We start from the raw sequence: 14,264 nt of genomic DNA, 5'->3' as shown, positions 1-14,264 counted from the left end.
TGGCAGGCTATCGGTAGGGTGTCAAACCGGTCAATTGCGTGGAAATACTAAATTTCCCGCATGGCGGGCGTCGAGGAAGCGTTCAGCAGGTGAACGGCTTACCTTGATTTCCAGGTTTGCGACAGTGCGCGTGCATTCTGGGCAAGGACCAGCACATCAATGCCAACCGCCAGAAACTGTGCTCCCATATCCAGATAGGCCTGTGTTGCTTCTTCGCTCACGCCTAGAATGCCGGGGGCAATGCCCGCTGCCTTGATACGGATGATGGCATCGGCGATGGCGGCGCGGACCTCCGGATGGGCGGAGTTGCCCTGGTGGCCCATGTCGGTGGACAGATCGGCCGGGCCGATGAAAACGCCGTCGATGCCCTCGACCTGCAGGATTTCATCAAGTGCGTCTATCCCGGCGCGGTTTTCCACCTGCACCAGCAGGCAAACCTCCTGATCGGCGGTCTGGATGTATTCAGAGACCGAACCGAACATGGTGGCACGGGCCGCCGTAGCGCCGACGCCGCGCACCCCCTTGGGCGGATAGTGGCAGGCGCGAACCAGCTCGCGGGCCTGATCGGCGCTTTCGACAATCGGCACCAGCACCGTCTGCGCGCCTGCATCCAGCACCTGCTTGATCATCCAGGTTTCCCCCACTGGCACCCGCACCACCGGGTGGCTGGGCGAAGCCGTCAGCGCGATCAGCTGGTCGCGGATGGAGCGGATGTCATTGGGCGCATGCTCGCCGTCGATCACCAGCCAATCAAAACCGCAGGTACCCATGATCTCGGCAATCTGGCCGTCGGCAAAGCTCATCCAGCAGCCGATCTGGCGCTCACCCTTGGCAAGGGCCTCTTTGAAGGTGTTCTTGGGCGCGGGCATGGGCGGGGCCTCCTGTCAGGCGAAATTTATGGATACGGAACCGAAGGGGCCGAAATCAGCGGCGATCTCCGTGCCCGGCGGGCATTCGATAGGGCGGATGAAAGAGCCCGAGAGCACGATATCCCCGGCCTCGATCTGTTGTCCATATTCCGCCATCCGCCGCGCCAGCCACAGGACCGAGGTGACGGGATCGTTCAAGACGCCCGCGCCGAGGCCGGTTTCCTCGACTGTCCCGTCCCGGGCCACGATTGCACCCACCCAGCGCAGGTCGTGCGCGTCCACCGCGTGGCGCTCCGCGCCCAGCACAACACCCGCGTTGGCGGCGTTGTCGCTGATGGTGTCGGTGATAATGCGGGCCTGGCCGGTTCCCGGGTCGGCGCGCAGGATACGAGTGTCGAGAATCTCCAGCGAGGGCGCCACATAGTCTGTCGCGGCCAGCACATCCTCGCGGGTGCAGTCAGCGCCAGCGAGGGGGGATTTCATGATGAACGCAATCTCTGCCTCCACCCGCGGCTGGATGAAGCGGCCTGCGGGGACGGTGGCGCCGTTTTCAAACAGCATGTCGTCCAGCAGCACGCCGCTGTCCGGGGTGGTGATGTTCAGCGCCTGCTGCATGGCGCGGCTGGTGAGGCCGATTTTCCAGCCGATCTTTCTGCGGCCAGAGGCCAATTTTTGCCTTATTAGAGCCTGTTGCACCGCATAGGCATCGTCCAGCGTCATGCCGGGATAGGCCAGCGAGAGCAGGCCGCACTGCTGGCCGGTCTGCTCGGCCTTGAACAATCTGTCGGCGGCTTCCTGGTGCTGCTCCGGGGTCATGTCTCATCCTCTACCGTGTTGCGCAAGGTGCCGATGCCCTCGACCTCAACCTCGACCACGTCACCGGGTTTCAGGTATTTTGGCGGGTCAAACCGTGCGCCGGCACCGGTGGGGGTGCCGGTGATGATCACGTCACCCGGCTGCAGGGTTGTGAAGGTGGAGATATAGGCGATCTCCTCGCGGATCGGGAACATCATCCGCGCGAGGGTGTCATCCTGACGGATCTCTCCGTTCACACGGGTGACGATGCGGGCCTCATCCAGCTGCGTGGCATCGGTGAAAGGGACCAGCCAGGGGCCGATGGCGCCGGAGTTGTCCCAGTTCTTGCCCTGCGTGACGTTGAATTTGGCGTGGCGGACCCAGTCGCGGATGGTGCCCTCGTTTGCCAGCGTCAGCGCCGCGATGTGATCGTAGGCGTCTTCCGGCTTGATGCGGCGGCCTGTTTTGCCGATCACCACGGCAACCTCACCTTCGTAATCCAGCGTGTGGTTTTCCGGCGGGCGGATCAGCGGGCGTTCGGCACCGGTGAAGGAGCGCGGGAAGCGGGGGAACAGGGACATGTGCTTGGGCTGGGCGGAGCCGTCCTTGTATTCCGCGTTGCGGTCCGGGAAGTTGACGCCGACGCAGATGATCTTCTCCGGGTTGGGGACCGGGATTTCATAGGTGAAATTGGTGTGGGTGACTGGTTTGCCCTCGGCGGCCACGGCCAATGCGGGCAGGCCGTCCGCCGCGATCACGTCGCGCAGGGTGGGCCAGTCCGGGAACTGCGGCGACAGGGCAATCATGCCCGCATCAGTGACGGCACCATAGAAGGTTTCGCAGTCGGCAGTGTAGGTGGCAAAGCGCATCAGCTCAGGCTCCTTGCGATTTCGGTGATGACATCGAAGGCCATCATCACGTCTGCCTCAGTCGTCTCAAACTGGCCGGCCTGGAAGCGGATTACTAGATCGCCGTCGAGGCGCGTCTGGGTCAGGTAGATGCGGCCGTCGTCGTTGATGGCGTTGACCAGCCGCAGGTTGAGGTCGTCGAGGTCCGCAGCGCCATCAGGAGTGTAGCGGAAGGACCAGAGCGACCACATGGGCGCGCTCGTAATCTGGAAATCAGGCTCTAACTTGAGCTTTTCGTGCAGCTGGTTGGACCAGTTGATGTGGTTGCGCAGCCGCTGGCGCAGGCCCTCCAGCCCGTAGGTGCGGATCAGGAACCAGATTTTCAGCGCGCGAAAGCGGCGGCCCAGTGGCACCGACCATTCGGAATAGTTGATGATGCCGTCATGGCCGTGGGTCTTGAGGTATTCCGGGCTGATGGCGAGGGTCTGGACCAGATCGTCGGGGTTCTTCAGGAAATGTGCGGAGCAGTCGAACTGCACGCCCAGCCATTTGTGCGGGTTGAAGACGATGCTGTCGGCGCGTTCGACGCCGGGCCAGTAGTGGCGGTATTCCGGGCAGATCATCGCAGAGCCGGCCCAGGCGGCGTCGACATGGGTGTAGAGGCCGTATTTTTCCGCGACGTCCAGCACGCGGTCCACCGGGTCGGTGGCGCCGACGCCGGTGCCGCCGACACATAGGATCACACCCGCGGGCTGGTGACCTGCGGCAAGGTCGGCCTGGATGGCGGCCTCTAGCGCGTCTGGGTCCATGCCGCGCCAATCGCCTTTGATCGGCACACGGATCAGGTTCTGCTGGCCGATGCCTGCAACCCAAATAGCGCGGTCGATGGAGGTGTGGACCTCTGAAGAACAGTAGATGCGCAGCGCCTTTTGCCCGAACAGGCCCTGGCTGTTGCCCTGCCAGTTCAGCGCCTTTTCCCGCATGGTCAGCACCGCGGCGAGGGTGGCGGAGGATGCAGAATCCTGGATCACGCCCTGGAACTGCTCCGGCAGGTCCAGCGCCTGGCGCAGCCAGTCCATCATCCTTGTTTCCATCTCGGTTGCGGCGGGCGAGGTCTGCCACAGCATGCATTGCGGCGCGATGGCCGAGGCCAGGAACTCCGCCAGCACCGAAGGCACGGCGGCGTTGGAGGTGAAATAGGCAAAGAAGCGCGGGTGCTGCCAGTGGGTGATGCCGGGCATCACGATGTCCTCGAAATCGCGAAAGATCGCCTCCATCCCCTCGCCATCCTCGGGAGGGGTTTGGGGCAGGGCGTTCAGCACTTGGCCCGGTTCGGTCATGGCACGCACCGGGCGGTCGCCGACGGTCAGGTGGTAGTCCTGCGTCCAATCCGCGACCTTGCGGCCCCATTCGGAGAATTCATTCCATTTCATCTCGTATTCCTTTTGTCCGTGCCATCGGCACGAACAGTGTCAGGGTGCAATAATCGGCTGCGCGTTCAAGGCGCTGGGTTTCGGAGTGGTGCCTTCGAAAACGGAGCCCTCCTCGAACCAGCTGCGCGGTGCAGGCGCGCCCCAGAGGGTCTGGCGCTGCGGATCGGTGAGCGACCATTTGATCGGCTCCAGATCCGGATCGACGGTCTGGTAGTCGGAACAATAGATCTCGATCCGGTGGCCGTCTGGGTCGCGCACATAGAGGAAGAAGGCGTTGGAGATGCCGTGCCGACCGGGGCCGCGCTCGATGTTATCGACATAGCCAGTGGTCGACATCAGATCCAACAGGTCGATGATGTTCAAGGGGTTCGGCACCCAGAAGGCGGTGTGGTGCAGACGCGGGCCGAGACCATTGGTGAAGGCCACGTCATGCACGCCGCCCTTGCGGTGCATCCAGGCGGCCCAGACCTTGCCGCTTTCGTCATCCTCAGTGTACTCGGTCACGCGAAAGCCCATCTCGCCGTAGAAGGAGACGGAGGCATCCACATCCGCGCTGAACATGTTGAAATGGTCGATGCGCAGGGGTTTTACTCCGTTATAGAGCCTGTATTTCTGATGGATCGGCTCCAGACGCTCCATCTTGACGTAAAACTCCAGCGGGATGCCCCAGGGGTCGCGGGTGCGCAAGGTGCGGCCCATATGGGGGCGGTCGACCCATTCGACGGGCAGGTCCTTGGAGGCGAAGAATTCTGCTGCTTTGTCCAGGTCGGGCTCATCATAAAGCTTGAAACCCAAGACCCCAACCGAGGCCGCATCAGCCTGAACCAGCACGATACAGTGATGGCCGCGTTCCTCCATGGCGCGGAGGTAAATGCGGCTGTTGTCCTCATGCGTCACCTGCAGGCCGAGGATGTCGACGTAAAACGCACGGGAAGCGGCGAGGTCGGTCACGGCGTATTCCACATGGGACAGCCGCACGATGTTGAAAGGCGGATAGAGGTTCGGGGCGGGGACGGGCATGGTTTGAACCTTTCACTTGGGGCCGGGGACGGGAGCGAGGGGCTGGCCCCTCGCGCACCCCAGGATATTTTGAGCCAGAAGAAAAACGGATCAGGCGCCGAGGCGCGGAATCTTGTGGTGGCCTAGGGCAAAGCCGATGTGTTTCTGTTCCATGTAGAACTCGAAGCTCCAGTCGCCGCCGTCGCGGCCGATGCCGCTGGATTTTACCCCGCCAAAGGGGGTGGGCAGGTGGCGGACGTTTTCGGAATTCACCCAGATCATTCCGGCTTCAAGCTGGTTGGTGAAGCGCAGGGCGCGGGTGATGTCGTTCGTCCAGACGTATCCAGTGAGGCCGTATTGGGTGTCATTGGCCAATGACAGAGCCTCATCTTCGTCCTTGAAGCGGATGGATGTGAGGACCGGGCCGAAGATTTCCTCCTGCGCGATGGTCATATTGTTGGTGGCATTGGTGAACAGCGTCGGGCGCACGAACCAGCCCTGGTCTCCAACGCGGGTGCCGCCGGCGGCGATGGTGGCACCGTCCTGTTTGGCGGTCTCGAAATAGGATGTGACCTTGTCAAAATGCACCTTGTGGATCAGCGGGCCGACCTCTGTTGTCGGGTCCAGCGGATGGCCGACCTTGATGTTGTTGACGCGCTCGATCAGCTCGGCCTCGAATTCCTTGGCGATGCTCTCTTGCACCAAAAGGCGAGAGGAGGAGGTGCAGCGCTCGCCGTTCAGCGAATAGATCATGAAGATTGCGGCATCGAGCGCACGGTCTAGATCAGCGTCGTCGAAGACCACCACCGGGTTTTTGCCGCCCAGTTCGAAATGCACCCGCTTCAGGGTATCGGCGCCCTGTTTCATGATCATCGAACCGGTTTTGCTCTCGCCGACAAAGGCGATGGCCTTGATGTCGGGGTGTTCGGTCAGCGCCTTGCCAGCCTCTTCGCCAAAGCCGTTGACCAGGTTCCAGACGCCCGGCGGAAGGCCGGCCTCATGGGCGATCTCGGCCAGGATGCGGGCGGTGAGGGGGGAGAACTCGGCCGGTTTGTGGACCACGGTGCAGCCGGCCGCCAGCGCGGGTGCGATTTTCCATGTGGACAGCATGAAGGGTGTGTTCCACGGGGTGATGACGCCAACGGGGCCGATCGGCACCCGGGTGGTCACGTTCATCAGCGTTGGCGATTGCAGCTGCTGGCCGTCGCGGGCGGAGGTGGCCTTGTCCGCGAAGAAGCGGAAGTTTTCGGCGCCGCGCAACGCTGCCTTGGACATGAAGCGCAGGGCCTGCCCGGTGTCCCAGCATTCGCAGAGCGCGATTTCTTCGGCGCGTTCAACGATCAGGTCGGCGATACGATGCAGGATCTTCTTGCGCTCCAGCGCAGGGGTGTCGCGCCAGGCAGGAAAGGCGGTTTTGGCGGCCTGAGCGGCAGCGCCGATGTCGTCGGCACTGCCCTTTGCGACGGAGCAGATCACGCTTTCATCCACGGGTGAGGATGTTTCAAACGTCGCACCTGAGGCGGCAGGGCGGCTTTCTCCGTTGATCAGGTTCAGGATGCCGCCCGTGCGAAAGCGCTCCAAATGGCCGTTCAGCGTTTCGATGTTGGTGGTCAGATCGCTCATCACTGGTCCGCCTTTTGCATGTGGTCGCGGATTGTGCCGCATTTTGGGGAAAGCTCCGGGTCGATGTCTCGCATTTCCATCGACAGGGCGAGAGAGCGACGTTGCATGATGGGTTCGAGAAAGGTTTTGGCAGCGGCGAATATCGCCCGTGTTGCGCTGTCTTTCCGCTCTTGTGGGCGACCTGCGCGCAACCGAATGGAAATATCGATATATCCGTGCTGCGGATCACCGTCTGCGATCGAAACATGGGACGCAGCAAAGGCGCGAACACGGATGCCCGCCACGGGGAATACACCTGTATCGATGGCCGCGATGCGAAGATGGTTGCAGAAGGCAGCCATGTCGATGTCGGCTTCGAGATTGGCCGAATAGTCAATTGTGAGATGTGGCATGGCAAGCCTCCCCTCTTGCACTATGCTTAACATGTTTACAAAAATAAGAGGGCGAGTCAACGAGGACCAGATCAGGCGGGCATAGATCCGCTGATGGGTTGCTCAATCGCGGCGGCAAATCGCAAAAAGCACGGTCTTGGTTTGCCTTTGTGTCGTGGCAAGGCGATAATTGGGTATGACAAAACAGCTTCCCAGTACGGACCGTTCCCTGCCTATTGCCCTGCTGCGCGCGCGTGAGCGTGTGATGGGGCCAATCCGCGCGTTGTTGAGCGATGCCGACCTGACAGAGCAACAGTGGCGGGTACTGCGCGTGGTGCAGGAAAGTGGCGACATCGATCCCACGCAGATTTCCGAGCAGGCCTGTCTTTTGTTGCCCAGCCTGACCCGTATTCTGCAAAAGCTGGAGGACAAGGGCCTGATCCAACGGGAAAAGGACCAGATGGATCGCCGGCGCCAGATCGTCAGGATCACCCCTGCCGGGGAACAGATCATTGATGACAACCTCGAAGCCAGCCTGGCCGTGATAGAAAACACACGGACCAAGATGGGGCCTGAGCGGTATGAGGCCCTTTTGGATTTGCTGAATGAGCTCAACCGAAAGGGCGACTGAGCCTGGCCTTTTCCTAAGGGGGGATGGGTTTGGCCGCCTAGGCGGGGAGGCGCAGCAGAACCTGGACGTCGGCAACATTGGTGCCGGTGCCGCCGGTCATCAGTAGAGCATCACACAACGCCAGCGCCTTGTTGCTGTCATTGTTGGCAAGCAGCGCCTGCGGGTCTGCCCCGGCTGTGCGAATCTTGTCCCAACTGGTGCCATCCACGATACCGCCAGCCGCCTCGGTCGGGCCATCGCGACCATCGGTACCACCTGAGAGGAATAGCCATTTTCCTGTCAGCTCGGTTGCGCCATCGCGGGCTACGCGCAGCGCGAGTTCCTGATTGCGCCCGCCAAGGCCATCGCCACGCAGCTGAACGGTTGTCTCGCCACCGAAAATCAGCGCTGTGGGGGTGGTTGTGTTTTCAATCGATTTGGCCGCTGCGATGATCTCTGCCGCGGCGTCTGCGACATCGCCTTCCAATGCACCATTGAGAATGCGTGCGTTCCATCCCTGAGCCTGCGCTGCGTCCAGCATGGCCCCAAGACTGTGCCGGTTGGAGCCGATCAGGTGCGCGGCGCTGGGCGGCACGTCGGATTTCTTGGGGCTGGCTTGCAGGTGGGCCACAACGGAAGCGGGCAGATCGTCCCAGAGGCCTGCCTCCTGCAAAAGCGCGATGGCGTCTTCCTGCGTTCCAAGCGGCGCGACGGTCGGACCGGACGCGATGGCGCGCAGGTCATCCCCGATCACGTCGGACAGGATGTAGCTTGTGACCTTTGCGGGGGCCGCCAACTGCAACAGACCACCGCCTTTCAGATCAGAGAGCTGCTGGCGTATAAGGTTCATCTTGTTGATGTCCATTCCAGAGGCGAGCAGCTGTTTGGCCACCGCAGATTTGTCAGCCAAGGTCAGCGCCCCTGCGGGCAGGACTGCAAGGGCAGATCCACCTCCGGAAATGAGCGCAACGACCCGGTCTTTGGCTGTCAAATCTGCAACCGCGTCGCGCAGACATTCGCCCGCTGCGACGCTGTCCGCGTCCGGCACGGGATGTGCCCCGGCCATCACCGTTGCACCCGCAATCGGGATCAGGTTTTCCGGGTTTGTCACTGCAACGACCCGATCGGCAGTGGGCAACAGTTCCATGGCCTTGCGGACCATCGGTACCGCAGCCTTTCCCAAAGCCAAGATAATCAGGCGGCCAGACCCCAAAGGTGGCTCGGGTGGGGTCTTTTGAAACGCAGTTGCCAAAGCGGTAGCCGGGTCGGCCCGGTCAACGGCCGCCTTGAAGAGAGCTTTCGCGGTTTCGTGAAGGTCCTTCATTGCATTCCCTTGCGCGGGCAAAATCGTGTTGCAGCGCTATCTTGGCGACAGAGGCTGGCGTTGCTGTCGGCGTGGTCCATCTGAGGTGATGCTGTCCAGGGACAGGGTGTGGTCCATATTGCGCATCCTGTGCCGCAGCATTTGCCGGGTCAGCCGCATCAGATCCGCTTGGTAGGCCGGATCATCTGCTACATTCACGTGCTCACCGCCATTGTCTTTGTCGAACAGAAGTGGCGGGAGGTTAGCTGCGAACTCCACCAGCGTAAAGCGGGCGTCCCGCAGGATTGTCAGGCAGGAGTCGCTGGCGGTTGTGCCAAGGTGCTGTTGCCAAATGTTGGGCACCTCTGGATCGGCAAAATCCAGCTCGGAGATACTGAAATCCCGCCAGTTGTCCGGAACCTCGCCAGCCAACAGCGGTAACAGCGAGCGTCCGTCCATCGAGTTCGGGATTTCTTGTCCAACCCAGTCGAGGATCGTGGGAGTCAGATCCACGGATTCGGTAAAGGCGTCTACAACCGCCCCGGCGCGGCTCTTGTTGCCGGGCTGGCGAATGATCAGCGGCGTATGGTAGGCAGCATTGTAGACAGAGAATTTGCCCCAGCTGTGGCGATCTCCCAACATTTCACCGTGATCTGCGCTCAGAACCACGAGGGTGTTGTCCAGTTGACCGCTATCGCGCAGGTACTTCATGACCCGGCCGATATGGGCGTCCACCTCGCTCGCCAGGCCGAGGTATACGGACCTCAGCGTCTGCACGACCTCTGCGGAATCTTGAAGGTCCGGGAAACCCTCCACGAAAGACGCAGGCGTCTGGGCCTGTGTTGCGGGCACAAAGAACGGGTGGATGGCATTTTCCTCCCCGACCGTGCCAAGCCGATCGGCGGCGGGCAGGTCCGATGGATCATACATTGCATTGTAGGGTGCAGGGGCGACAAGCGGGGGGTGCGGACGTATGTATGTGAGGTGGGCAAACCAGCTTTGATCGCTGTAGCCCGGCATGGTTGCGAGGAACCGATCAGTCAGAAATGCGGTATCGCTGTCTTCGGCTGAATAGACTGCCGGATCGTTCAGCTTGGCTGCGCCACCATCCGGAGCTGTGGGTTTGTAGAGATCCCAGTAGCTGTCAAAGGTATACCCCTTGCCCAGCAGATGGGCGCGCCAAGGGTGCGACATCTCCAGCCGCATTTCCAGCATCTCTTGAAAACCGGCCATAGGGTATTCGTAGGTGCGCACGGTCGGGTCGTTTGGGTGATGAACGCGCGGATCATGGGAAGTGTCCGTATAGCCAAACAACATCGGGAGATACCCCGCCTTGCGCATCTCGGCCGGAAGGGTCGGCGTATCGTGGCGCAGGGGGGTTCCATTGCGAACGGATCGATGATTCATCGCATATTGCCCGGTCAGAATAGAGGCGCGGGATGGGCCGCAGGGGTTCACAACGGTGTAGTTGCGCGTAAACGTCACGGCATCCGCCATGAGCGCCTGCAAGTTTGGCAGTTGGACATGGTCGGCCAGGGCACCAAACAGGCAGTCGGCCCGCATCTGGTCAATCAGAATGAAGAGAACATTTCGTTGTTTTTCAGTTGTCGTGCTCATCTATTCGCCTTTCTGATCTTTGGCTCAGATAAGCGGGAAGAACGAAACTTGGCAAAGGAAAAGCACAAGCGTTTGACCGAATTTTGAGTGTGTTTGTGGATTTTTGGGGATTTGCTGTTTGAATTTTCCGAGAGATTCGTGCATTTATGGCAGCCTGAAACCCGAGGAACCCGTGTGAGCAAAGCCGAAAAACTATCGCATCGAGAGCTGGAACTGCTGGAGGCCTTGCGCCGCCTGGGAGGGTCTGCGCGTAGCGCGGAGCTTGCGAAAGTTCTGGAGGTTTCCGAGGAAACAGTTCGCCGGACCATCAAATCGCTGTCCAAGCAGACCCTCGTGCAGCGGGTCCATGGCGGGGCCTATCTTGCAGGACCGGACACCGCTGACAGTTTTTTCCGCCGTATCTCTGAGCACCCGGAAGAGAAAAAGCAGATCGCCACCGCGGCGCTGGCGCATATAGGGGACGGAATGACCGTGTTCCTGGATGTGGGGTCCACCACAGCCTATGTCGCAAAGGAGTTGCGGGATCGTGCCGGGCTCACGGTTGTCACCAATTCGATCGGCGTGGCCCAGACGTTGGCCAACCATAACGGCAACCACGTCCATTTCCTTGGTGGTGAAATCCAAAGCAACGAACGCGGCACCTTTGGTCATGTTGCAGAACAGCAGGTGCGCGCCTTTGCGTTGGATATGGCGGTTCTTTCTGTTGATGGTTTCTCGGCAAAGCACGGTGCACTTTATAATAGTGCCACAGAGGCGCAGCTGGCCGCTGTGGTATCGGGTGTTGCGGATCAGGTGATGATTGCTTTGGCGCATCAGAAGTTTGACGAAACCGCCGCCCATCGCGGGCCACTCCCTGAACAGCTGGATCTTGTCGTCACCGATGATGTGCCACCGCGCAAACACCGAAAAGCGCTGGAAGATTGGTCGATCAAACTGGTGGTTGCGCCGGGGTGATCGCGATGCTGACCACCCCTGGGGTGGCTTACCCGGAGCAACTACAATAGATGAGGAAACGATAACAGAACATGGCAATTCTTAGCTTTCTGACCAGTCTCGCGGGCGCAGTCATGCTGCTTTTGTTTGCTGTGCGTATGGTGCGCACGGGAATCGAGCGGAGCTATGGCGCGACATTTCAACGTCTTCTGACGGGACAGCGGAGCCTGGTGCAGGCCAGTACGGTCGGGATCGGGATGGCGATCATCCTGCAGAGTTCAGCTGCGGTTGCCTTGCTCACCTCTGGATTTGCCGCCAGTGGTCTGTTGTCGTTTACCTCAGGACTGGCCATCGTCCTGGGCGGGGATTTGGGGTCAGCGCTGATTATTCAGCTCCTGTCGTTCCGTCTGGATTGGTTGGTGCCTGTTCTGCTCGCCGTCGGTGGCTATCTGTTCGTCAAGACCGAGGCCAAGAAGGCCCGACAAATGGGGCGGATCCTTATGGGGATCGCGTTCATTCTGATTTCCCTGCGTTTTCTGCGCGAGGCGATGGATCCGATCCGGGAAAGTGCCTTTCTCCCCGCGATTGCCGAATACCTTGCCCGGGATTACATCACCGCCTTTTTGGTTGGTACGGCACTGGCCTTTGTCATGCATTCGTCTGTTGCGGCCATCTTGATGTGCGTGACCCTGGTTCAGATTGAAGCGATCCCATTTGCGGCAGGTCTGTCGCTGATGCTGGGGGCGAACTGCGGCTCTGCATTTATCCCGGTCTGGCTTAGTCGGACGATGGCGCCCTCGGGCCGCCGAATACCGCTGGCCAATCTGGCGTTGCGGGGCACATGGTCTGTGATCTGCCTGATTGGTATCAACATGGCGCAACGTACCGGCATCATTGAGATGCCGGAGACCGGTCAGGCATTGGTCAGTGCGCATCTATTGTTCAACGCATCCTTGTTGATCCTGGCTCTGCCGTTTTGCGGGGCTTTGCGCGGGGTGATGATGCGCATGCTGCCGGATCCTGTTGTTTCTGGCGGAAAACAGCCCGGTCTTCCGGTCAGTGTTCTGAACACCGATGACTACAGACAGCCACAGCAGGCGATCACCAGCCTCAAGCGAGAGCTGCTGCGCATGTCCGATCTGGTAGGCTCCATGTTCCGCCCTGTGCCTGAGCTGTACCAAAGTGGCGACAGCGCCAAGATCAAGGCGGTCAAGGCCCTTGATACGGAGGTGAACGCCTGCCTGTCCGGGATCCGTTCTTATGTCGCCGGAATGCCGACTGAGGGGATGAGTGAGGAAAATGCAAAGACAGCCCGCGATCTTGTTGAATATGCCATCCGCCTGGAAACCGCGGGGGATGTGGTTGATGAGCGGCTCGCAGCGCTGGCCGCGTCGATGCACAAAAAAGGCGTTCAGTTTTCTAAAGAGGGTTGGACAGAGATCACCCGCATGCATGAGGTGATCGTCGCAAACATGCAGCTGGCATCCAATGTCCTGATTTCCGATGATTTGGAAAGCGCCCGCTTGCTGTCACTGGAAAAAACCGAGGTAAAGCGCATGGAGCGCGACAGCCGCAAGCGGCACCTGCGGCGGCTTCAGCATGGGGCGAGTGAGAGTTTCGAGACCTCGGATATCCACCTTGAGACGCTTCGGGCATTGCGGGAATTCAACAGCCACATTGCGGCGATCGCTTATCCGATCCTGTATCGCAACGGCCAACTGCTTGAGACGCGGTTGATTCAGGGTATGCATGAAAAAGAGATCAACTAATCAGGTTTCGGCCTGCTGCGAGATAGGTCCACTATGACGCCATTCGTGATCGCCATCATCCTGTCCGCAGCCATGCTGCATGCGATCTGGAATGCGATTGTCAAAACAGCTGTCGACCGAACGACGACTCTGGGCCTGGTGGCGCTGGGCCATGTGATTCCAGGGGCCGTGATGGTGGCAGTCTTGCCGCTGCCAGAGCTGCAAAGCCTTTGGTATGTCGCACTCTCTACCGTGGTGCATTTTGGCTATTTCTACATGCTTGGACGGGCCTATCAGCATGGTGATCTGAGCGTTGTTTATCCGATTGCCCGCGGCATTGTTCCAGCATTGGTCGGCCTTTGGGCGATGATCTTTGTCGGAGAGGTGCTGCCGCTGCAGGCCTGGCTGGGCATAGGCCTTATCGGCCTTGGCATCCAGCTCAGCAGCTGGAAGGCGCTGCGTTCAGGTGTTGGGCGGACAGCGCTGTGGTACGCGCTTGGCACCGGTGTCTGCATCTCGATCTATTCGCTGGTTGACGGGGTTGGCGTTCGGCTGTCGGGCAACACGCTGAGTTATTGGGCGTGGGGTGCGTTTCTGCATCTGTTCGTGACCATTTTTGTATTCTGGCGCAAGCGCGACGCGCTGCCCACGGTTCCGATGCGGGTTTGGGCTTTGGGCATCGCAGGTGGTCTGGTTTCCATGTGTGCATACGGGCTGGTGTTGTTTGCCAAGAACTTTGCCCCGCTTGGGGCGGTTTCTGCGTTGCGCGAAACCTCTGTCATCTTTGCAGCCTTGATCGGATTCGTTTTCCTGAAGGAAGGCAACTGGAAGCGCAGGCTTGGTGCGGCTGTCCTGATGGCAGGAGGTGTCGCCCTAATCGGGACTGCTGTTTAAGCAGCCTGATCAAAACCTGGGCACTCACTTGTTTGTGTGGCGTTGACGCCGAGGCCTTTACGGGCGCAGACTGGGAGTGAGAGACGATCTCACAGGCGAACCACCGCCCTCAAAATAAGGGAATTTGCGCGTTTTGCGCGCAAAACGTCCCAAACTGGCCACATCGAGTCGCATCCGTAGTGCGTTCTGGCCTTATCAAAATCTGAATCTGTCTCTGTAGG

The 14,264-nt window shown here is 60.2% G+C and carries 13 protein-coding genes; 4 read left to right on the top strand and 9 right to left on the bottom strand.

All coding sequences use genetic code 11. From position 1 onward, the window contains the following. Window positions 1–98: 98 nt before the first annotated feature. From KUV39_RS12300 to KUV39_RS12270, 7 genes are all read right to left on the bottom strand, one after another. Complete coding sequence (locus KUV39_RS12300) at window positions 99–869, bottom strand: HpcH/HpaI aldolase family protein (protein ID WP_222459886.1); 771 nt, start codon at window positions 867–869, stop codon at window positions 99–101. A 15-nt stretch (window positions 870–884) separates the two neighbouring features. Then, the gene (gene hpaH / locus KUV39_RS12295) at window positions 885–1,685 is read right to left on the bottom strand and encodes a 2-oxo-hept-4-ene-1,7-dioate hydratase (protein ID WP_222459885.1); all 801 of its coding nucleotides are present in this window, start codon (window positions 1,683–1,685) and stop codon (window positions 885–887) included. Next, window positions 1,682–2,533 carry a fumarylacetoacetate hydrolase family protein gene (locus tag KUV39_RS12290; protein WP_222459884.1) on the bottom strand — a complete coding sequence of 284 codons (852 nt, stop codon included), beginning with the start codon at window positions 2,531–2,533 and terminating at the stop codon, window positions 1,682–1,684. The genes hpaH and KUV39_RS12290 overlap by 4 nt, the downstream gene beginning before the upstream one ends. Further along, a complete protein-coding gene (locus KUV39_RS12285) occupies window positions 2,533–3,945 on the bottom strand; it encodes a pyridoxal phosphate-dependent decarboxylase family protein (RefSeq protein WP_222459883.1) in 1,413 nt (470 codons plus the stop codon). Before KUV39_RS12285 ends, KUV39_RS12290 begins: the two co-directional genes overlap by 1 nt. Before the next feature lie 39 nt (window positions 3,946–3,984). Then, the gene (gene hpaD / locus KUV39_RS12280; protein ID WP_222459882.1) at window positions 3,985–4,965 is read right to left on the bottom strand and encodes a 3,4-dihydroxyphenylacetate 2,3-dioxygenase; all 981 of its coding nucleotides are present in this window, start codon (window positions 4,963–4,965) and stop codon (window positions 3,985–3,987) included. 90 nt (window positions 4,966–5,055) lie between these two features. Continuing rightward, window positions 5,056–6,567, bottom strand: coding sequence for a 5-carboxymethyl-2-hydroxymuconate semialdehyde dehydrogenase (gene hpaE / locus KUV39_RS12275; protein WP_222459881.1), 1,512 nt, complete (start codon window positions 6,565–6,567; stop codon window positions 5,056–5,058). After that, window positions 6,567–6,959, bottom strand: a complete 393-nt coding sequence (locus KUV39_RS12270; RefSeq protein WP_209035488.1) for a 5-carboxymethyl-2-hydroxymuconate Delta-isomerase — start codon at window positions 6,957–6,959, stop codon at window positions 6,567–6,569. Before KUV39_RS12270 ends, hpaE begins: the two co-directional genes overlap by 1 nt. 175 nt (window positions 6,960–7,134) lie before the next feature. Here KUV39_RS12270 and hpaR point away from each other — a divergent pair, with 175 nt between their 5' ends. Further along, on the top strand, window positions 7,135–7,569 hold the full coding sequence (gene hpaR, locus KUV39_RS12265) for a homoprotocatechuate degradation operon regulator HpaR (RefSeq protein WP_037302637.1): 435 nt from the start codon (window positions 7,135–7,137) through the stop codon (window positions 7,567–7,569). 37 nt (window positions 7,570–7,606) lie between these two features. On the opposite strand, the gene KUV39_RS12260 is transcribed toward hpaR, so the two are convergent. Both KUV39_RS12260 and KUV39_RS12255 read right to left on the bottom strand, forming a co-directional pair. Then, window positions 7,607–8,872, bottom strand: coding sequence for a glycerate kinase type-2 family protein (locus KUV39_RS12260; RefSeq protein WP_222459880.1), 1,266 nt, complete (start codon window positions 8,870–8,872; stop codon window positions 7,607–7,609). 36 nt (window positions 8,873–8,908) lie between these two features. Next, window positions 8,909–10,468 (bottom strand): alkaline phosphatase family protein, encoded by a 1,560-nt coding sequence (locus KUV39_RS12255; protein WP_222459879.1) that lies wholly within the window; start codon window positions 10,466–10,468, stop codon window positions 8,909–8,911. A gap of 174 nt (window positions 10,469–10,642) precedes the next feature. On the opposite strand from KUV39_RS12255, the gene KUV39_RS12250 reads away from it, so the two are divergent. The 3 genes from KUV39_RS12250 to KUV39_RS12240 all read left to right on the top strand — a co-directional run bounded on the left by KUV39_RS12250 (window position 10,643) and on the right by KUV39_RS12240 (window position 14,043). After that, complete coding sequence (locus KUV39_RS12250) at window positions 10,643–11,422, top strand: DeoR/GlpR family DNA-binding transcription regulator (protein ID WP_008562051.1); 780 nt, start codon at window positions 10,643–10,645, stop codon at window positions 11,420–11,422. Between the two features lie 71 nt (window positions 11,423–11,493). Next, on the top strand, window positions 11,494–13,170 hold the full coding sequence (locus KUV39_RS12245; protein ID WP_008562837.1) for a Na/Pi cotransporter family protein: 1,677 nt from the start codon (window positions 11,494–11,496) through the stop codon (window positions 13,168–13,170). Between the two features lie 33 nt (window positions 13,171–13,203). Next, window positions 13,204–14,043, top strand: a complete 840-nt coding sequence (locus KUV39_RS12240) for a DMT family transporter (RefSeq protein ID WP_008562413.1) — start codon at window positions 13,204–13,206, stop codon at window positions 14,041–14,043. Window positions 14,044–14,264 lie beyond the last annotated feature (221 nt).

The organism is Phaeobacter italicus (assembly GCF_019801785.1).
Classification (GTDB): domain Bacteria; phylum Pseudomonadota; class Alphaproteobacteria; order Rhodobacterales; family Rhodobacteraceae; genus Phaeobacter; species Phaeobacter italicus.
This window is presented reverse-complemented; position numbering and strand designations above follow the sequence as displayed.

Coding starts and splice junctions, on each gene's coding strand:
- KUV39_RS12300 (WP_222459886.1), bottom strand. CDS start 869: ATGCCCGCGCCCAAGAACACCTTCAAAGAGGCCCTTGCCAAGGGTGAG.
- hpaH (WP_222459885.1), bottom strand. CDS start 1,685: ATGACCCCGGAGCAGCACCAGGAAGCCGCCGACAGATTGTTCAAGGCC.
- KUV39_RS12290 (WP_222459884.1), bottom strand. CDS start 2,533: ATGCGCTTTGCCACCTACACTGCCGACTGCGAAACCTTCTATGGTGCC.
- KUV39_RS12285 (WP_222459883.1), bottom strand. CDS start 3,945: ATGAAATGGAATGAATTCTCCGAATGGGGCCGCAAGGTCGCGGATTGG.
- hpaD (WP_222459882.1), bottom strand. CDS start 4,965: ATGCCCGTCCCCGCCCCGAACCTCTATCCGCCTTTCAACATCGTGCGG.
- hpaE (WP_222459881.1), bottom strand. CDS start 6,567: ATGAGCGATCTGACCACCAACATCGAAACGCTGAACGGCCATTTGGAG.
- KUV39_RS12270 (WP_209035488.1), bottom strand. CDS start 6,959: ATGCCACATCTCACAATTGACTATTCGGCCAATCTCGAAGCCGACATC.
- hpaR (WP_037302637.1), top strand. CDS start 7,135: ATGACAAAACAGCTTCCCAGTACGGACCGTTCCCTGCCTATTGCCCTG.
- KUV39_RS12260 (WP_222459880.1), bottom strand. CDS start 8,872: ATGAAGGACCTTCACGAAACCGCGAAAGCTCTCTTCAAGGCGGCCGTT.
- KUV39_RS12255 (WP_222459879.1), bottom strand. CDS start 10,468: ATGAGCACGACAACTGAAAAACAACGAAATGTTCTCTTCATTCTGATT.
- KUV39_RS12245 (WP_008562837.1), top strand. CDS start 11,494: ATGGCAATTCTTAGCTTTCTGACCAGTCTCGCGGGCGCAGTCATGCTG.
- KUV39_RS12240 (WP_008562413.1), top strand. CDS start 13,204: ATGACGCCATTCGTGATCGCCATCATCCTGTCCGCAGCCATGCTGCAT.